Genomic DNA, 19,084 nt, shown 5'->3' with positions numbered 1-19,084 from the left:
AAAAATGCAAAGTTATATGATGAAACAACGAATATCTATTTTTCTCTTGTTCACCATTCTGCTATCCGCCAACGGGTATGCGCAAAAAGGAATCATGCGCCTGACTCAACAGACTTTGATGCACGAGGTACGCGAAACGCCTTCACCACTGGACGGACAGCATATCACTGTCAATCCTCCTCGTTTCATGTGGCCGGACAAATTTCCTCACTTGGGTGCCGTATTGGACGGAGTGGAAGAAGAAGACTACAAACCGGAAGTAACTTACCGCATCCGGATCGCACGCGACCCAGAATTCAAATCGGAAGTGATAACCGCTGAAAGGAAATGGGCCTTTTTCAACCCATTCAAACTGTTTGAAAAAGGAAAATGGTATTGGCAATATGCCTACGTTGACAAGGATGGAAAAGAAGAATGGTCGCCCGTTTCTCATTTTTATATAGACGAGCATATACGTACATTCAACCCGCCTTCTCTACAAGAGGTGTTAGCTAAATTACCCAAGACGCATCCCCGTATCTTGCTTGATGCCGAAGATTGGGACAATATCATCGAACGGAATAAAAACAATCCGGAAGCACAGGCTTACATCCGGAAAGCCGATAAATGTCTGAATCACCCGCTGAAACATTTGGAAGAAGAAATTGATACGACCCAGGTTGTCAAGCTGACAAACATCGTTCAATATCGTTCCGCTCTGATTCGGGAAAGTCGTAAGATTGTAGACCGTGAAGAAGCGAATATCGAAGCCATGTTACGTGCTTACTTGCTAACGAAAAACAAGGTATACTACAAAGAAGGTATAAAGCGTCTTTCCGAAATTCTTTCATGGAAGAATAGTAAGTACTTTGCGGGAGATTTCAACCGTTCCACCATTCTGTCTATGAGTACTTCCGCGTATGACGCATGGTATAACCTGCTGACTCCGGATGAAAAGAAACTACTCTTAAGAACGATTCGTGAAAATGGAAAGAAATTCTATCATGAATATGTCAATCACTTAGAAAACCGTATTGCTGATAACCATGTTTGGCAAATGACTTTCCGTATCCTGAATATGGCTGCGTTTGCTACGTATGGCGAACTGCCGATGGCTTCCACCTGGGTGGATTATTGCTACAATGAGTGGGTATCCCGTCTGCCGGGCCTCAACACGGATGGAGGATGGCACAATGGCGATTCTTATTTTCAGGTCAATCTCCGCACATTGATTGAAGTTCCTGCTTTTTATTCCCGTATCAGCGGATTCGATTTCTTTGCTGATCCCTGGTATAACAACAATGCGTTTTACGTCATCTATCAACAACCTCCATTCTCAAAATCCGCCGGGCAAGGAAACTCACATGAAAGTAAGCTGAAGCCAAACGGTACACGAGTAGGGTATGCAGATGCCTTGGCACGCGAATGTAACAATCCATGGGCAGCCGCTTATGTACGCACTATTTTGCAGAAAGAACCGGATATTATGGAAAAGACTTTCCTCGGAAAATCCGGAGACCTGACCTGGTATCGCTGTATAACAAAGAAAGCACTTCCCAAAGAAGGCCCTACTCTTGCAGAATTACCGATGGCAAAAGTATTCAATGAAACGGGAATCGGTACGATGAATACTTCTTTGGGAGACATAGATAAGAATGCAATGCTGTCGTTCCGTTCCAGTTCCTACGGTTCCACTTCCCATGCACTAGCCAATCAAAATGCTTTCAATACATTCTACGGAGGTAAAGCCATTTTTTACAGTAGCGGACATCGTACTGGTTTTACAGACGATCATTGTATGTATTCTTACCGTAATACTCGTGCGCACAACAGTATTTTGGTGAATGGAATGACGCAGAAGATCGGGACAGAAGGATATGGCTGGATTCCACGGTGGTATGAAGGAGAGAAAATCGCTTACATGGCAGGAGACGCTTCCAATGCTTATGGTAAAGTGACTTCTCCCCTATGGTTGAAACGTGGCGAATTATCCGGTACGCAATATACGCCCGAAAAAGGATGGGATGAGAACAAGCTGGATATGTTCCGCCGTCATATCATCCAATTGGGAACTACCGGAGTTTTTGTGATTTATGATGAATTGGAAGGAAAAGAAGCCGTAACATGGAGTTATCTTTTACATACCGTAGAACTGCCTATGGAAATACAGGAACTGACGGATGAAGTGAAAGTTATTGGTAAGAATAAAGCCGGAGGTGTTTCTGTTGCCCATCTTTTCAGTTCGGCAAAAACGGAACAAGCGATGGTAGATACTTTCTTCTGTGCGCCAACCAACTGGAAAAATGTGACGAACGCACAAGGGAAAGCGTTGAAATATCCTAATCACTGGCATTTCTCTTCTACAACGGTTCCGTGTAAAACCGCCCGTTTCCTGACAGTGATGGATACACATGGGAAGAACCGCCCGGATATGCAGGTAGTTCGCAAAGGTAATACCATTCAGGTAGGCGACTGGACTATTACTTGTAACCTGACAGAAAAAGGGAAAGCTGCCATCTATGTAAGCAATAAAACGGAAAAGGTTTCTTTAAACTATGATGCCGGTAAAAAGGAAGGTGCAACGATAGTCACAGATCAGGTAAAAGGCAAACAGGTTACTAAAGTCCTGATAGACTATTTACCGGATTTTGAGATTTAATTTCTCCCCGCTTTAGATGAAGAAACATATACTCCTATAAAAACGTTATATTTGCAGAGTAATATTAAATAAAGAAGTAACCATGAAATATATCGGAGCACATGTAAGCGCGTCCGGGGGCGTAGAGTTCGCCCCCGTTAATGCACACGAAATAGGAGCAAATGCTTTTGCGTTATTCACCAAGAATCAACGCCAATGGGTAAGCAAACCTTTAACAGAAGAAAGTATCAGCCTCTTTAAAGAGAGTTGCGAGAAATACGGTTTTCAGCCGGAATATATCCTGCCACATGACAGTTATCTTATCAACCTGGGACACCCGGAAGAAGAGGGACTTCAAAAAAGCCGTGCCGCTTTTCTGGATGAAATGCAACGTTGCGAACTGCTTGGATTGAAACTTTTAAATTTCCATCCAGGCAGTTCTCTCAACAAAATTTCAATAGAAGATTGCTTGTCGCTCATCGCAGAAAGCATTAATATCGCTTTAGAAAAAACAAAAGGCGTAACAGCCGTTATTGAGAACACTGCCGGACAAGGAAGTAATCTAGGTAGCGAATTCTGGCAACTGAAATATATCATCGACCGGGTAAACGACAAGAGCCGGGTGGGTGTTTGCCTCGACACCTGCCATACTTATACGGCTGGTTATGATATTGTCAATGAATACGATAAGGTATTTGATGAGTTTGACAAGGAAGTGGGATTCAATTACCTTCGAGGTATGCACTTGAATGATTCAAAAAAAGCACTAGGCACCCATGTAGACCGTCACGATAGTATTGGTGAAGGATTGATCGGAAAAGCATTTTTTGAAAGATTGATGCAAGATTCGAGATTCGATAATATGCCGTTGATACTCGAAACACCGGATGAAAGTAAATGGAAAGAAGAAATTGCATGGCTAAAGAGCATGGAATAATGTTTTCACCACAGAGGACACGGAGGACACAGAGGTGAATTTAGTTTATGACTTACGCTTGTGACCCTAATTTTGATGCATAATCCTCCTCTATAAAGTTGAAAAAACATGAAAACATCTGCCACCTGCAACCAAACGCGTGTAATGCACTAGTTGATAGATAGTTGGAGCGTGGCAGATACTGTTGCAGATAGGTTGCAGATAAAGTATCTGCAACACAGTATAAGCCTTGCATAAGCCAATTCTCCAGGAGGGCAAAAGTTTATTGTATACATTAACTTCCCGTTTCCAGGCGGGAAACTGTCGTTTCCGGCATTAGAAATTACAGTTTCTACGTAAGGATACTGTCGTTTCCCCGTAGAGACACCACAATTTCTCCATAGAGTGATCCCAATTATCCCATAGCTTTGCATCAAGGAATCAAGGCTTTTTCTTTGATTATATAACGTGTTGCAGATACTTTATCTGCAACCTATCTGCCGCAGGTATCTGCCACGTTCCAACTACTTATTAACTAGTGTATTACACGCGTTTCGTTGCAGGTGGCAGATGTTTTTATGTTTTTCAACTTTATAGTAGGAAAAAATTTCGTTCATTTCTGCACTGTTTCATTCTTTTTTATACTGTTATGAATTTATACTGCCAACACCTATACTCAATAAATATTCGCCATACTCACTAAAGGTTCATACAATTTCTCTATATCCTGTGAGTCCATCTCTATTTGAACTTGATCTCCAGGCATTAATTTCTGTCCTTTGGGAGGCCAATTCTTACGGTCACGATGCACATTTATAATTATGCAACGTTCCGGTAAACGAAGTTCATCCACAATCTTGCCATCTAAATAAGACCCGCTCATTACTTCTACAGACAATGTATAACGGGGCTCTTCCTTAAAGGCAGGTGAATGAATCATATCATCATATAAAATTACATTGAACGGTTTTATCTGAAGCATTTCCGTAAAGTAATAGGTTAATCCACCTACAACAATGGAAGGATAAAAGACTTCCAAATGTCCCGTAATCTCGGTTATTAAGACAATAGCCGTCAGAGGTGTACGAATGACTGCTACAAGAAATGCCGACATACAAATCAACATGATATAACTGATATTCTCATAAGCAATCACACCCTGTTGAACCATAATCAATCCCACTATTTGCCCCAAAAGTCCTCCTGTCACCAGTGTAGGGATAAAACTTCCTCCCGGTAAACCCGAAGAAAAAGAAAAGGTACTAAAAACGAAATGCAACAACATCATGCCAACAATCCAAAGAATATGTGTATCCGGATGCATGGCCTGTGATAGCAAGAACTGTTCACCTCCTCCCGTCAGATTAAACTCGGCCATAGAAATCAGAAAAGCAATAAAAAGCAAATACAGCATTTTCACGTATTCAGGATGCTTAATAGCGGGATAAATACGTTTCATCTGAAGAGTAGTGACAGAAAAGAATTTTCCAAAAACAGAAACTACTGCCGCCAACAAAAGAAACAGTTTCACCTGCCCCCAAAAAGTCATTCCAGGCACAATGGCATCTATATGAAAATAAGGATTGATGGGAAAAATCCAACTGGCAACCCCGCCTGCCACGACTCCTGCCAAAAGCGTGGTAATGGCTGTTTTAGGTGCATCGAACCGCTCGATAGATTCGATAACCAACAATGAGGAAGCTAATGGGGCAGCAAAAGCAGCCGCCAATCCGGCACCTGCACCGGCAGACAATAATTGTTTCCGTTCACCACTAAGCACCCTCCCCCATTTTGATACCAAATATCCGACATACGAACCTATCTGTACGGAAGGTCCTTCACGCCCCAAAGACAATCCGGTACTTAATGCAAGTATCCCACCCACAAACTTCGCAACCAATTCCAGAAAAGGATGCTTATAATCAACCCTCCCATTAATAACTCCACGTGTTTGCGGAATCCCCCCGCCGGTAATAAGCGGCATTTTCTTCACCAGCCAGGATACGAATACAAGTATTCCCCACATCAACAGGAAAAGAGGGATATACCAATACCACTTGGGATGAGAATCAAAGAAATCATGGCGGAGATTAAAGAAGAACTGTAACAGGTAATGATAAGGCACGGCAACAAGCCCCGTCAGTAATCCTACGAAGATACTGACAAAGTAAAGTCGTGCATCAATCAACTTCAGTTTAAAAATGCGCCAACGACCATTATCTTTTATCTTTTTTATCAGTCGAAACATTCAGCCAGCCTTACATTGTTTTATACGTAGGACATACAACAATCAAAACCTAGCTGTGGTTTTCAAACTCATGAAGATTTAATTTCTAATTATCTTCCCATCATATTCAGACGAAGTATAGCGTGTACCATAAAGTAAGACCCCAGTGCATTATAATCCGTGTCACGAATGGCGGTGGCGGTAATTGTGCGTATCAAAGAAATATCCTGATGGAGAATATCATAGATCTTGAAACGGATTAATAACTGTTTCTTTTTTAGAAAGGCTTTTGACAGTTGGCAGTTCCACATGAAATTCTCTTTGGCATAACCTTCATAACCATAACCGGTGCGGAGAGAATAAGTCAGGTCATTATATAGTTCCATCCCCCAAGGCAGATAAAGTTGCAGTTGGGTTCCTGCCTGATAATCAAAAGTTTCAGTACGTTTCTCCCGCACATCATTATAAGAATTGTTATAAGTCAGGCCGACAAGCCCCGTAAGTTCCATTTGACGGGTACGATAAGTAAGCCGTAGACGCTCACGTCCCGTTAAATGCTGTACGGAGGTTTTCACCGGTTCTTCTTTATTCAGAGTTGTATAGCCATTCTGATTCCGGTATTGCAGATAGGAGTAAGTGCGAAATATCCAGCTACGATTCTTAAAAGGAGTATTGAGAGAAAAAGACCCCATGGCGCGCCAATTACCATTCATATTGACCGGAGACGTCGTTCGCACACCGGTTTCGCTGTCATAAGTCACCTGATTGGTTACATTATTAATGGTATTCTCGAACAAAGCGGTAGCTACCATATTTCGCTGATGTTTGGTATTGTAGGAATTAAAATTCAATGTAAACGTATTCGTATATGAAGGCTTCAACGAAGGGTTACCGACACGGATATTTAAAGGATTGGTACGGTCGGTCACAGGTTGGAGGTCGCGTACGCTTGGCTGTTTTCCTTTTCCTCTATACACAATTTGCAAACGGGTACGTTTTGAAAACTTGTAACGGAAATTGACTGTGGGTGAGAAATTCATGACTGATCTTTCCAACTGATCCTCGGGAGCGTCGCTCAACAAAGAATGGCTGACAGACTTTTGTGGTTCAAAATCAACTCCAATATTATAATTATACTTTTTCTGTGAAGTACGTATGGCAAGGTTCACCAAGTGATTACTGTATTGATTTTCAAAACGGTTACTGGAGTCTTCATCAAAGTCGGGAGCAAACTCTTCCAGTTCCTTATCCCAGTCATAGACAAAACGATCCGAATTGTTCACTCTATACTGATAGCTGTAACGGAGTTGCAGGAAATGCCGCCACGGCAACGGTTCTACATATACCAGTTGCACCCGGTAATTATACCCGTCCACATCATCCTCTATTTTCTGATTCTGAATCTTCTTCGTATTATTTTTGAAGTACCGGGTGGTGGAAAGGCTCTTCCGGTCGGTAGCTGAAGCATTAGTACCATAGTCAACTTTCAAAGCGACATTTCTCCCCAAACGACTTAATTTCCGGCTAAGTTGCAACATCATCGTCAGGTTATACCGGGAATTATGGTTGGTGCCGGAGGACTCTCTCTCATTCAACAACACATCATTTCCCCACCCTTCCTGAAAGCCACTATTCTCTCTGTCATTGGCCGAGAAACGATATTGAGGACGGAAAATCAACGTAGTAACAGAATCCATTTTCCATTCAAGAAAAGCATTGGCCACCAGCTCATGATTCTGCAACCGGCTATTGTTCGTGCCCAGATTGATTGACCGATCCTCGCGAAGAAAGTTGTCGACCGTTGTACGGCTGTCTTCCAAACGGTCTGTACCCACGTATTGAAGATTGGAGCGTAATTTAATCCGCTTCCAGTCATGAGTCGCGTTTAGTCCCAATGAACGGGAAGTAGTCAGCCCCATCCGATTACGGATATTACCTGTAGCATTTGAAGATTCATTCTGCAATTCCGAGAATCCCTGATTATTGGTATTATTCAGATTCCCGATAATCGTTAATTGAGAGTTTTCACGAAAGCGGTTCAAGGTATTGGCTAATTCATAACGGTCTTTACTCCCGTATCCTCCCATGAAATTCTCCATCCAACCCAATTTCATGTCCTTTTTCACAGACAGATCCAGAATCATCTCTTCCTCTCCGTCATCTATCCCAGTGAGACGCGCCAAATCTGATTGGCGTTCATAGGCTTTCAACTTCTCCACCATCTCCACGGGAAGGTTTTTAAGGGCGGCTTTCGGGTCATCAGAGAAAAACTCTTTACCGTCTACTAAAATCTTCTTTACCTCCTTACCATGTATCAATAACTTACCGTCCGCATCTATTTCGCTTCCCGGAAGTTGTTTCACCAACTCTTCAAGCATTGAACCTTCGGGAGTACGATAGGCGGAAGCATTGAAGACTGTTGTATCTCCTTCCGTCACCGCCATCGGGGCTTGACCTACTACTACGGCCTCATCCAAAGCATAACTTTCCGGAGTCAGATTGATATTTCCCAATTCATAGGAGGTGCTTTTGCGGGAAATGGAAATGAGATGAAAAACAGGTTTATATCCGATATATGAAACTTGCAATAATAAAGACTTCGCCTTAGTCGCAGTAGGAACGGAAACGGAAAGTTGAAATTTACCGATAGCATCCGTAGCACCGCCGCCCAACAATGTACTATCCGGTAAAGCCAAAAGCCGGACCGTAGCAAACGGTACCGGCTGATTGGTTTCAGTATCAATCACACGACCGGAAAAACGCTCTTTGCCGGACTGAGCAAAAACAGTCAAACTAATCAGTAACAAGACATAACAAGTAATCAAACGGTACTGAAAAGAATAAATATGGCTGCCTATGTTCAAATTGTGTTGATTTAGTAAAATAAAACTATAATAAAATAAACCTAATCTTTATTTCTGGCCTTGACGCGGAGCACGAGGTCTTTGTCCCTGGTGGTGTCCCTGTCCCGGTTTCTGACCTTTTCTGCGGTCAAATTCCTTTCTGAATTTATTAGCATTCATCTTTTCCTGCTGATAAATCTTCAAAATCTGCTTCTGCGAAAGTATCTTGCTGAATTCATTGTAATACTTTTCACGAATATCCAGCATTTTACGGCTTTGAGTAAACTGGTTCCGCAACATGGTTGCAATCTCGTCGTCAGTCATGGACGGACGTTCTTTCTTAGCATTAGCGTCTGTGCCTTGTGCTTTAGTTTTCTCTGTTCTCGCCTTATGAGTCATCATACGACATTCACGCAATTCTTTCAGATACTTCTCGTATACCGGAGTAAACTTAGCTGCCGTTGCATCATCCAACATCAATGTATTTACTATTTGTTTAGCCTGCATCTGCACCATTTGTTCCGGTGTAGGACGCTGTTTTTTTTGTTTGTTATCTGTATTCTGTGCAGACAAAGTCATCTGGCTTCCCATCAGGAGAACGGCCAAAATTACATAAATAAATTTAGTCTTCATAATCTTCACGTTTAAAATAATTAATTGAGTTACTTAATTCAAAAATATATCATTTTCAGAGAAGCTGACGAGCTCTTCCAACTCCTCATCTGATAGTTCTTTAATCCATTTATCTACCGGTTCCGTACCATTGGCTAATACTTTCGAAGAAGATGTTGTCACCTCATCTGCCTGTCGCAAAGACGGAACAAACAGAAATCCGACCCATACGGCTGCTATGGTAATCACCGTAGAAATAATCAGCTTCGTATGAGACTTCCGCTGTTGCTTCACTCCGGCACGTTCCATCACCTTTCGTTGCACGTCCTCGAAGAATCCATCGGGGGTACGGTAAGGTGTCCGTTTTCCAATATCATCAAAATCAAAATCCTTTTTCATCGTTCTATCTGTTTAATATATATTCCTTTATCTTCTCTTTCGCATAGTGGTAATTCACTTTTAGTGTATCCACTTTACTATCCAGTACACGGGCGATCTCTTCATATTCAAGTTCATCATAATAACGCAAGTTGAATACCAGCCGTTGCTTTTCCGGCAGACTTAAAATAGCTTCCTGAAACTTTACTGCCAACTCATTCTCATAATCAATGTAATCGGAAGCCTTCAACTTGCCCATCAACTCTTCCTGAACATCTTCTGCGGAAACAACTCCCTCATCTTTACGTCCGTTAAGCAAGCGTAAACTCTCATTCGTTGCAATCCGGTAAATCCAGGTTGACAGCGAACTTTCTTCGCGAAACTGATCGATATGCCGGAATACCCGGATAAAGACTTCCTGAAGCACATCTTCCGCATCTTCATGAGATACAACCAGTCTACGAATATAATTATATATCGGCATCTGAAAAGAGTCCATCAGCATCTTGAATCCCCGTTCGCGATTCGAGGCACAAGCTTCACGAATTTTATTCTCGTTTATCATCAATTCTTTTTCTGAACTTTATTAGTTAGAACGCGGAAGATTGCCGAAGTTAAATATGGGATTTGGTATTTTGCTTTTATTAACAAGAGAGGGAGAACTGGCGGAAATCATTGTCGGTATATACGATAGGAATAAACGCATGATTCCTGATGACGTTCTGATGAAGGTAGAAAATTATAGTGACGGTATATGCTCGGGATAGTGACGGTATCGTTGTCTCATACCGTCACTATCTTTGCCGGATAGCGTCACTATGTTTTTTTAGTAGAAATACTCTATTTATAAGCTGTAAACAAGGAGATAATTACCAGAACTTATTGTGTTCCGCACTATATTCAAAGCCTGCGGCTTTCAACTGATTCACTAATTCATCCTTGTTCACATTCATATCTTCACAAAGTTCGTCAAGTGAAGAATAGCAATCGCGCAACTTCATATTGATGACGCTGAACAACATCATCGGATCTTTCGGTAATTCCATAACATACAATCTTTTAAACCGGGTGCAAAGGTACAGCAATCCCGTTGAATGGCAAAACAAATCAATCACCTATTTCTTCTATCTTCAAAGAGATTTTTTCTATTAGTTTGCTGATTTCTTCTTCCAATGGGATCACATTGAAGTCTTTCCAAAAGTTCTCATCGTATTTGAAATATGTGTCGGAGAAGATTGTACGAGTAGGCAATCTTTCTGTACGGGGAAACGCGACTACCTGTCCGGTTTCCACCTTGCAAGTAATCATCTCAAACCAGATATGAAGATCACGACTGCCAAACAGCATTTTTGTACGTTTCACTTTGAAATGAAGATCGCCCCGGATATGATGTATGTAATAAGTTCCTTGCCACGGTTTATAAGAAATGGTATATACCACTTTTTGAGGAATCATGCGTATGTTGCGTGCGCGCCTTTCGACGAACATACCCGCCGCATTTTTCACATATACAGGATGAACTTCCAGACGGGCTTGCAATAAGGCGCTCGTTTCAGAATCAAGGAATAGTTCTCCGCAAAAAAGAGGTTCACTGATTCCTTTTTTCTGTTCAAAATGCACCACATTTACAAACCGGTCTTCTAAAAATGTCACGCCCTCCGAAGTATAGGTATAAATGCTATTCTCTATATTGGGAATCAGGAATTCGGGCATATCTTTTATAATATCCATCTGGATACAAGCCTGAATACCCGACTTTACTTTTACCAATAAGCTATCTTTCGCTTCCACATTGCTTAGTCGACTCATTTTCAACAGCTTCACTTGATCTGGCACTGCTGAATGTGAGGATGTCTTATAAACCTTGAACACTGCTTCCGACAAGTTTTGAAATTTGTTTTTCAACTGAACTCCTTCACGATAAAAGGTAGTCAGATACACGGGAGTATGCGAATAGTTCTGTTCCCTCCGTTCAATCATTTCGCGCAAAAGTTTCTTTGGTTCACTTCGACGAATCACTACTTCCTGCAAAGAAACCACTTTAGGTTCGAGACTAAGTATATTGTGCCGTCCAATCAACAAAGCAAACTCTATATCTTGTGAAAGATAACCTATATGAGAAAAGGTAATCGAATCGTTTTTTAAAGAATCGGGTAAGGACAATTTAAAATCTCCATTCTGATTTGTTATGCTGCCGATAGATGCCCCCCTTACTCCAACAGTAGCTGAAGAGATGGGCACACCCGTCTCCTTATCCAGCAAAGTGCCGGTAATAGAAAAATTCATAGGCTGCTTCGGAATGGAATCCTGTTGTATATAAATCTTTTTCTCCGAAGGGAGAGTAATCAGAATATGAGTACCAATCACCTGAAACTCCAAACCGGTATCTCCCACTATATCATACACCGCTTGGCGAATAGACCGTTCTCCTCCCTTTATCTTCACAACAACATCATTATCAATAACTTTACTGTCATAAATAAACATATATCCCGACTGTTGGGAGACATTACCTAATAATGAATAAACAGTGCCTTTTGTCTTGGGAAGCCGAACTATCCGTTCCAATACATCGCCCCCATCCGCTCTCATCGTATCGACTACGAAAAAGAGTGTGAATAGAATGGATAGATAGCGATAAGCCTGTTTCATTTTCTCAAGTTTAAATGAGTTTTATTCTGATAACAAAAGAATATCCCCTTGCCGGACACATTGCAGACCGAGTGCGCTAGCTATCAGAGTAGCTACGACTTCAGAAGACTCGTCAGAAAATTCAACCGTCAGCCTGCGTTCCTCCAATGCAGGTGAAGCTACTTGAATCTGCAAACTATCCGAATTCAGATTCATCACTTTCAGAATGTTCGCCAAAGATTCATCTTTAAAACGTATGTGTTTAAAGAAGCTCCCCCACTCTTCATTCTCTTTATCCGCATCAAGAACGACTAATCGTTGCGATTGTACCACTACTGCCTCTCCCGCTTTTACATAACATTCCTGATTTCCTTTTTTTAGAGTAACTTTCACAATCCCTCTTTGTACAGATAAACGGAACGGAGCATGTTCATCGCTCTGTACACTGAAAGCGGTTCCCAAAACTTCAATTTTAGCTTGTTCCGTATCAATCCAAAAGGGTTGTCCCTGCTTCTTTGCTACGTCGAAGAAAGCATTTCCCTGCAAACTCACTTCCCGTTTATCAGCAATAAAATGCTTCGGATATAATAAGGAGGTTTCCTTTGCCAAAAGTATCACAGAACCGTCTTCAAGAGTCGTTGCCAAAGTGGAAATGCCTTGATTTTCCTGTGTAAGAAAATTCTGTGCCGGTTCTCTTTCAGAACCGGTCATCCAATACAAAGCTCCCCAGACGACGCCTATCAAAACGGCGGCAACTGCTCCGTATCTGATCCATTGTGAATGTTTGCGTATAGAACGGCCTTCATCAACTTTCGCAAGTAAACGGTCATTGTCCAGGCGATTATACAATCGGTTCCATGCCTGATCTGTCTTTATTTTATAAATTTCTGTTTTCATCACTTCATGTGAATATAAGTTTCAACTTCTTCTCGTAATGTCCGGAGGGCTTTTGTCATTTCAGCTTCTACTGTTTTTACTGAAAGAGAAAGCTGTGTCGCTATCTCCACATATTTCCGCCCCTCCAAACGGTGCATCTCAAAAATCTGTCGTCTGCGGACTGGCAGCTTTTCAAGAGTGTTATTTATGAATTTCTGTAATTCCTCATACTCCATCTGTTGATGAGGATCTGTCGACTGCTCCGGATTGGAAGTGTTCAATACTGCTTCACGGTATCTATTCCTAACTTCTTCGTGTTCACAATACTGCAAAGATTGATTGCGAGTCGCCCTGTACAGATAGCTCTTAACGGACTGGAAAATCTGTAAGCGCTCCCTTTCTTTCCAAAGTACATAGAAAAGCTCTTCTACAATCTCTTCCGCTACCGCCATCTGCCCGGTAATGCCTGCCGCATAACAACAAAGAGGAAAATAGTAACGGCGAAAGAGTTCCTCAAACGCTTTTATGTCACCTTCCTTTATCTTTTTTAGTATGAGCAGTTCATCCAGCATACTTGCTTTTCTTTATGATTGACCTCAAATATAAGAAAACTATCCCTGTTTCAATTCGATTGCTTTTTCAATTTATCCACTGCGTGCTCTAAAGATTCCGTAGGTTCGATGATATTGTAGTTTCCCCAAAAATCCGGATTCCAGTATTCGTCTACCTTATCATAAAATATTTGATTCAGGCTGAAAGCTTCTTTGTTGGGTATATTCTCCAATACTCCTTCTTTTCTATCGGTCACTACCATTTCGGAAGCTACCGTATAGCTTGTGGAAAATAACTTCCGCTTCCAGTCACATTTAAAACGGATCGTATTACGAATATAGTTCAGATACGTTTTTCCATCTACATCTTTATAAGTGACCAGGTAAGAGAGTTCTTGCGGTTTGAATCTTAAACCGAGAGGTTTCTTATACAGAATTGCGGTGGTCGCCTTCGATTTATTCTGCATATCCAGACTCATTTCTATACGGGTGAATGACAACCGTTCACGATCGATATACAATTTACCGTATAATAAAGCGTACATAAGAATGACTTTCGGACGGAAATTAATAACATACTGCATACGATTATCTATAAGCATGGATTCTGCCATCCAGAATTCGTAATTATTCAATTCTTCAAAATCGAGTAACGCTCCCTTGTTCTTCACGACATCCAAAGTGACGCCCAGATTAGGACCACCCACAACTTTGACAGCTAATGTGTCACTCGCTTTCTGACTAAGCAGGCGACGTCCCTTCTCCACCCGCACTTTGTCATAGTTTATATTTCTATTGGTATAGGCTGTTTTGGATACATCGAGCACTGCCTCCGATATACCGATATATCGACGCCCTTTCTGTACGGTTTCCCGGTAAAATCCTGTCAGCATATCACGCTTATCACTATAATTTAAAGGGATCTTATTGATTGCTTTCTCTACAATTATACGTGGATTTTCGGCAAATACCACCACTTCATTCAACAGATTGGAATGAGGCGTCAGCCAAACTGTCAACATAGCGGCTGTTTCTTTCTCCAAAGAGATATGAGTATTTACATAACCGATATGTGAAATGTCCAGTTCACGCGGGGTTTCCGTTTTTTTAATCTTCAAAGCAAATTCTCCTTCCGCATTGGTCACAGTACCGATATTGCTACCATGCACCGATACATTTACGTTCTCCAGAGCTTTTTTATTTTGCTTGTCTTTCACCATACCAACAATCGTAAGATAATCTCCGGCATCTCCTTGCGCCCACACTGGAAAGCTACAAAGCAGTAACCAAACTGATAGCCATCCAACCAAGTGTTTTTCTACATTCTTCATACTGATGCTTTTTAAAGGTAAATAAATTGCGTTTCTACTAATAAGAGCGCTCAAACCGGAAATACCCTACAGCTTTTACAAAAAAAAGAAAAAGAAATCAGATTTCAATACCATATCCGGAAATTAATAGTAATTTTCCCGGCAAATTAATGATAAAAGCAATCACTATGATACGCAAATTAGACAAGACCGAATACGCCCTGGCTGCATCGTTAGCATTGGAGGTATATATACAATGCGGAGCGGAAGACTTCGATGAAGAAGGTTTGAATTCATTCAAAAGCTTTATCTCCAGCGAGCAACTGATGAATGAATTAGTGATTTACGGTGCTTTTGAGGATAAGAATCTGGTTGGCATCATGGGGACAAAGCATGAAGGGAAACATCTTTCTTTATTCTTTATCCGAAAAAAGTACCAATGCAAAGGTATCGGCAAACAGTTATTCTGTTTCGCTATCAATGATTGTCCGGTAGATGAAATGACTGTTAATTCATCCACGTACGCTATCCGTTTTTATCAAAGTCTAGGATTTGAAAAGACTAAAGAGAAGCTATGTACTAACGGGATAACTTATACGCCAATGATATTCAAGAGGACAGTCAGAATCAGTTCCATCGCACCTTGTGGAATGGACTGCGCATTATGTTATGCTTTTCAAGATGTAAAAAAGCCTTGCCCCGGTTGTAGAACCCAAACAGGAAAAATTCGGGAAAGTTGCCAAAACTGTATCATTTTCTCATGTGATAAGAAAAAGTATTATTGTTTTGAATGCACAAATTTCCCTTGTAAACGATTAAAAGCACTAGATGCAAGATACCAAAACAAATACAAAATGAGTATGATTATGAATCTTACATTCATAAAAGAACAGGGAGAAGAAAACTTCTTAATATGGCAAAATCATAAATACACCTGCCCCAAGTGCGGAAAACTGCGAACTGTGCATTACGACTACTGTATTCACTGTAAACAACAGAAGTTAACATAACTATAATGAATCCCTCCCGATAGAGCTACAATTATATTTGTTAATTATGCTTGTGAATATGTATTTCATATAAAAATAGTTTCTACCTTTGCGACCGTTATGATGAAGTACATATTCTGTATACTATTAGGCGTATTTCTGAATTGGGGATTCCATCTGATTTCCGATGAAGCACAGGAGGCATACCGGTTAGAAACCGGTAGTACCAGTATACAAACCTATACCAATTCATACACCTCCAAAACCAGCATCATACAACTGGATAAAGAACAGAAACTAGTCAAAACAAAAGAATACACCGGAAAGCAAGATTACAATAACGATAATGGTGTTTTAAATCCATTTTCTTTCCGACACCTCTCTCCTTTAAAGATACTACGATTCAATATTCCTTCTGTCACTATCCGTATACTAAGCTCTCTGAAGATTCAGCTTCCTCAAAACCAATGGACAGGTTTTTCATATTATACCAATCTTTTTAAATATTCTGATAGATATCATATCTATTCATTAGGTCACATACTCATTTAGCCATTTTATATTTTTTCCGGCATAAGACTATTCCAGTCTTTGATGCCTCACTTTCTGTTTGCGTCCTCCATTTAAGTGAAAAGAGTATTCACTATGGTCCGGAAGCCAATAACATTCTTTTTTTACCATAACAACCAAAGTATATAAAATGGACTTTTTATTGGATTTCATCCTTCATATCGATCAATATATGGTTATGATTGTGCGTGATTATCATGCCTGGACGTATGCCATTTTGTTTTTTATAATCTTCTGTGAAACCGGATTAGTGGTCACTCCTTTTCTTCCCGGTGATTCTCTACTCTTCGTTGCAGGAGCTATTTCTGCCTTACCTGACATGCCTATCAGTGTGCATATACTCGTTATCATTTTATTTGCCGCTGCCGTATTAGGCGATTCCTGCAATTACATGATCGGACATTTCTTCGGTCGAAAGCTTTTTAATAATCCCAATTCCAAGATATTCAAACAAAGCCATCTGGAGAAGACACACGAGTTTTATAAGAAATATGGTGGGAAAACAATTATTCTTGCCAGATTCGTCCCGATAGTACGCACGTTTGCCCCCTTCGTAGCAGGAATGGGAAAGATGAACTATTACTATTTTATGATGTATAATTTAGCGGGTGGTGCGGCTTGGGTTGGCATATTCTGCTACGCCGGTTATTTCTTCGGAGACCTTCCGTTTGTACAAGAGAACTTGAAACTGCTGATCGTTGCCATCATATTCATCTCTATATTGCCTGCAATCATAGAGGTAGTACGAGCCAAACTAAAGTCTTAAAACACCAAACTATAATCTGTATTCATTTGTTACTAATATAAATAGAGAAGAAAAAACAATTTAAAGTTTTTACACTTATGAAAAATTCTTTTTTTAGCCGGTTTACTCCAAAGGAGCCCAAATTTTTCCCATTGCTGAAACAACTTTCAGAAGTGCTTTGTGAAGCATCCGTTGTTTTAACAGAAAGCTTGCAACATGACTCACCAACAGAACGTGCAGACTACTACAAGAAAATCAAAGAGCTGGAACGTGAAGGGGACAAACTGACGCATCGGATTTTTGATGAATTGGGCACTACATTCATCACTCCTTTCGACCGTGAAGATATTCATGACTTAGCTTCCTGCATGGATGATGTCATCGATGGAATAAATAGTTGTGCCAAACGAATCTCTATTTACAATCCCCGTCCTATCTCGGAGAACGGCAAAGAATTGAGCCGTTTGATTCAGGAAGAAGCGACCTACATCTGTAAAGCCATGGACGAACTTGAAATATTCCGTAAGAAACCGACTCTTCTCCGGGAATATTGCTCAAGATTACATGAAATCGAGAATCAGGCAGATGACGTATATGAATTCTTTATCACCAGGCTATTTGAAGAAGAAAAGGATTGCATTGAACTTATCAAAATTAAAGAAATCATGCATGAACTGGAGAAAACGACCGATGCCGCAGAGCACGTAGGCAAGATTCTGAAAAACCTGATTGTAAAATACGCATAAAGTAAGCCGGAACACATGGAATTATTAGTGACTATCATTATTCTGGCTCTGATATTCGATTATATCAACGGCTTTCACGATGCAGCAAACTCAATAGCTACAATCGTATCTACCAGGGTGCTTACACCCTTTCAAGCTGTACTATGGGCTGCTTTCTTCAATTTCGTTGCTTTTTTCATTGCCAAATACATCATAGGCGGATTCGGTATTGCCAATACAGTATCCAAAACGGTGGTAGAACAATATATCACTTTACCTATTATATTGGCAGGAGTCATAGCAGCCATCACCTGGAACCTGGTAACATGGTGGAAAGGCATCCCGTCTTCATCCTCACATACGCTTATCGGAGGATTTGCAGGAGCTGCCATTATGGCAAACGGTTTTGAAGCAATTCAACTTAATATCATTCTTAAAATTGCAGCTTTCATCTTTCTGGCTCCTTTTATCGGAATGGTGATTGCTTTCGTTTTCACTCTGTTTGTGCTTTATATCTGCCGGCGCGCACATCCTCATACAGCTGAAGTCTGGTTTAAGAGGTTGCAGCTCGTTTCTTCCGCCCTCTTCAGTGTCGGACATGGATTGAATGATTCACAAAAAGTAATGGGTATTATTGCCGCTGCCATGATAGCCGCTCATTCTATGGGATTGGGCATGGGTATCAACAGCATCAATGACCTTCCCGACTGGGTTGCTTTTTCGTGCTTCACCGCTATCTCACTCGGCACCATGTCCGGAGGTTGGAAAATAGTAAAGACAATGGGAACCAAAATCACCAAAGTAACCCCATTGGAAGGAGTAATTGCCGAAACAGCCGGTGCTTTCACTCTCTACATTACGGAAATGCTGAAAATCCCCGTTAGTACAACACATACTATCACAGGTGCAATCATCGGAGTAGGTGCAACCAAACGACTATCTGCCGTTCGCTGGGGAATAACAAAAAGCCTCATGACTGCCTGGATTCTTACAATTCCGGTCAGTGGACTCTTGGCAGCAGCTATCTATTATATTGTTTCCCTCTTTTTGTAGAGGAAAACAATATAATGAATAATTGACTGCCGCCACTCTCG

General features: G+C 41.0%; 17 protein-coding genes. 7 read left to right on the top strand and 10 right to left on the bottom strand.

What is annotated here, in order from left to right:
• Positions 1 to 16 precede the first annotated feature (16 nt).
• Together BSAG_RS12515 and nfo are read left to right on the top strand one after the other, a co-directional pair.
• Positions 17 to 2,638, top strand: a complete 2,622-nt coding sequence (locus BSAG_RS12515; RefSeq protein WP_008019203.1) for a DUF4962 domain-containing protein — start codon at positions 17 to 19, stop codon at positions 2,636 to 2,638.
• 82 nt (positions 2,639 to 2,720) lie between these two features.
• A complete protein-coding gene (gene nfo, locus BSAG_RS12520; protein ID WP_004312971.1) occupies positions 2,721 to 3,554 on the top strand; it encodes a deoxyribonuclease IV in 834 nt (277 codons plus the stop codon).
• Between the two features lie 655 nt (positions 3,555 to 4,209).
• Here the strand turns inward: nfo and BSAG_RS12525 are convergent.
• The 10 genes from BSAG_RS12525 to BSAG_RS12570 form a co-directional block, all read right to left on the bottom strand.
• Positions 4,210 to 5,781, bottom strand: coding sequence for a ClC family H(+)/Cl(-) exchange transporter (locus BSAG_RS12525; RefSeq protein WP_004316884.1), 1,572 nt, complete (start codon positions 5,779 to 5,781; stop codon positions 4,210 to 4,212).
• Positions 5,782 to 5,870: 89 nt separating this feature from the next.
• Positions 5,871 to 8,624 (bottom strand): TonB-dependent receptor, encoded by a 2,754-nt coding sequence (locus tag BSAG_RS12530; protein ID WP_008019890.1) that lies wholly within the window; start codon positions 8,622 to 8,624, stop codon positions 5,871 to 5,873.
• 48 nt (positions 8,625 to 8,672) lie between these two features.
• Complete coding sequence (locus tag BSAG_RS12535) at positions 8,673 to 9,236, bottom strand: hypothetical protein (RefSeq protein WP_008770819.1); 564 nt, start codon at positions 9,234 to 9,236, stop codon at positions 8,673 to 8,675.
• A gap of 33 nt (positions 9,237 to 9,269) precedes the next feature.
• Positions 9,270 to 9,614: a hypothetical protein gene (locus BSAG_RS12540; protein ID WP_004316888.1), complete on the bottom strand. Its 345-nt coding sequence runs from the start codon at positions 9,612 to 9,614 to the stop codon at positions 9,270 to 9,272.
• Between the two features lie 4 nt (positions 9,615 to 9,618).
• On the bottom strand, positions 9,619 to 10,158 hold the full coding sequence (locus BSAG_RS12545; RefSeq protein ID WP_004316889.1) for an RNA polymerase sigma factor: 540 nt from the start codon (positions 10,156 to 10,158) through the stop codon (positions 9,619 to 9,621).
• A gap of 304 nt (positions 10,159 to 10,462) precedes the next feature.
• Positions 10,463 to 10,639 (bottom strand): DUF4250 domain-containing protein, encoded by a 177-nt coding sequence (locus tag BSAG_RS12550; RefSeq protein ID WP_004316890.1) that lies wholly within the window; start codon positions 10,637 to 10,639, stop codon positions 10,463 to 10,465.
• A 61-nt stretch (positions 10,640 to 10,700) separates the two neighbouring features.
• A complete protein-coding gene (locus tag BSAG_RS12555; protein ID WP_008019885.1) occupies positions 10,701 to 12,245 on the bottom strand; it encodes a carboxypeptidase-like regulatory domain-containing protein in 1,545 nt (514 codons plus the stop codon).
• Positions 12,246 to 12,266: 21 nt separating this feature from the next.
• On the bottom strand, positions 12,267 to 13,121 hold the full coding sequence (locus BSAG_RS12560) for a FecR family protein (RefSeq protein ID WP_004316892.1): 855 nt from the start codon (positions 13,119 to 13,121) through the stop codon (positions 12,267 to 12,269).
• Positions 13,121 to 13,672, bottom strand: a complete 552-nt coding sequence (locus tag BSAG_RS12565) for an RNA polymerase sigma-70 factor (RefSeq protein ID WP_004316893.1) — start codon at positions 13,670 to 13,672, stop codon at positions 13,121 to 13,123. Before BSAG_RS12565 ends, BSAG_RS12560 begins: the two co-directional genes overlap by 1 nt.
• A 50-nt stretch (positions 13,673 to 13,722) precedes the next feature.
• Positions 13,723 to 14,982, bottom strand: a complete 1,260-nt coding sequence (locus BSAG_RS12570) for a carboxypeptidase-like regulatory domain-containing protein (protein WP_008019882.1) — start codon at positions 14,980 to 14,982, stop codon at positions 13,723 to 13,725.
• A gap of 167 nt (positions 14,983 to 15,149) precedes the next feature.
• On the opposite strand from BSAG_RS12570, the gene BSAG_RS12575 reads away from it, so the two are divergent.
• The 5 genes from BSAG_RS12575 to BSAG_RS12595 all read left to right on the top strand — a co-directional run bounded on the left by BSAG_RS12575 (position 15,150) and on the right by BSAG_RS12595 (position 19,043).
• Positions 15,150 to 15,971, top strand: coding sequence for a GNAT family N-acetyltransferase (locus tag BSAG_RS12575; RefSeq protein ID WP_004316896.1), 822 nt, complete (start codon positions 15,150 to 15,152; stop codon positions 15,969 to 15,971).
• Positions 15,972 to 16,070: 99 nt separating this feature from the next.
• Positions 16,071 to 16,502: a hypothetical protein gene (locus BSAG_RS12580; RefSeq protein WP_004316897.1), complete on the top strand. Its 432-nt coding sequence runs from the start codon at positions 16,071 to 16,073 to the stop codon at positions 16,500 to 16,502.
• Positions 16,503 to 16,650: 148 nt separating this feature from the next.
• On the top strand, positions 16,651 to 17,286 hold the full coding sequence (locus BSAG_RS12585) for a DedA family protein (RefSeq protein ID WP_004316898.1): 636 nt from the start codon (positions 16,651 to 16,653) through the stop codon (positions 17,284 to 17,286).
• Positions 17,287 to 17,363: 77 nt separating this feature from the next.
• Positions 17,364 to 18,011 (top strand): DUF47 domain-containing protein, encoded by a 648-nt coding sequence (locus tag BSAG_RS12590; RefSeq protein WP_004316899.1) that lies wholly within the window; start codon positions 17,364 to 17,366, stop codon positions 18,009 to 18,011.
• A gap of 15 nt (positions 18,012 to 18,026) precedes the next feature.
• Positions 18,027 to 19,043: an inorganic phosphate transporter gene (locus BSAG_RS12595; RefSeq protein WP_008019880.1), complete on the top strand. Its 1,017-nt coding sequence runs from the start codon at positions 18,027 to 18,029 to the stop codon at positions 19,041 to 19,043.
• The last annotated feature ends 41 nt before the right edge of the window (positions 19,044 to 19,084 follow it).

The sequence above is a fragment of the Bacteroides sp. D1 genome (assembly GCF_000157095.2).
Taxonomy (GTDB): Bacteria; Bacteroidota; Bacteroidia; order Bacteroidales; family Bacteroidaceae; genus Bacteroides; species Bacteroides xylanisolvens.
This window is presented reverse-complemented; position numbering and strand designations above follow the sequence as displayed.

Coding starts and splice junctions, on each gene's coding strand:
- BSAG_RS12515 (WP_008019203.1), top strand. CDS start 17: ATGATGAAACAACGAATATCTATTTTTCTCTTGTTCACCATTCTGCTA.
- nfo (WP_004312971.1), top strand. CDS start 2,721: ATGAAATATATCGGAGCACATGTAAGCGCGTCCGGGGGCGTAGAGTTC.
- BSAG_RS12525 (WP_004316884.1), bottom strand. CDS start 5,781: ATGTTTCGACTGATAAAAAAGATAAAAGATAATGGTCGTTGGCGCATT.
- BSAG_RS12535 (WP_008770819.1), bottom strand. CDS start 9,236: ATGAAGACTAAATTTATTTATGTAATTTTGGCCGTTCTCCTGATGGGA.
- BSAG_RS12540 (WP_004316888.1), bottom strand. CDS start 9,614: ATGAAAAAGGATTTTGATTTTGATGATATTGGAAAACGGACACCTTAC.
- BSAG_RS12545 (WP_004316889.1), bottom strand. CDS start 10,158: ATGATAAACGAGAATAAAATTCGTGAAGCTTGTGCCTCGAATCGCGAA.
- BSAG_RS12550 (WP_004316890.1), bottom strand. CDS start 10,639: ATGGAATTACCGAAAGATCCGATGATGTTGTTCAGCGTCATCAATATG.
- BSAG_RS12555 (WP_008019885.1), bottom strand. CDS start 12,245: ATGAAACAGGCTTATCGCTATCTATCCATTCTATTCACACTCTTTTTC.
- BSAG_RS12560 (WP_004316892.1), bottom strand. CDS start 13,121: ATGAAAACAGAAATTTATAAAATAAAGACAGATCAGGCATGGAACCGA.
- BSAG_RS12565 (WP_004316893.1), bottom strand. CDS start 13,672: ATGCTGGATGAACTGCTCATACTAAAAAAGATAAAGGAAGGTGACATA.
- BSAG_RS12570 (WP_008019882.1), bottom strand. CDS start 14,982: ATGAAGAATGTAGAAAAACACTTGGTTGGATGGCTATCAGTTTGGTTA.
- BSAG_RS12575 (WP_004316896.1), top strand. CDS start 15,150: ATGATACGCAAATTAGACAAGACCGAATACGCCCTGGCTGCATCGTTA.
- BSAG_RS12580 (WP_004316897.1), top strand. CDS start 16,071: ATGATGAAGTACATATTCTGTATACTATTAGGCGTATTTCTGAATTGG.
- BSAG_RS12585 (WP_004316898.1), top strand. CDS start 16,651: ATGGACTTTTTATTGGATTTCATCCTTCATATCGATCAATATATGGTT.
- BSAG_RS12590 (WP_004316899.1), top strand. CDS start 17,364: ATGAAAAATTCTTTTTTTAGCCGGTTTACTCCAAAGGAGCCCAAATTT.
- BSAG_RS12595 (WP_008019880.1), top strand. CDS start 18,027: ATGGAATTATTAGTGACTATCATTATTCTGGCTCTGATATTCGATTAT.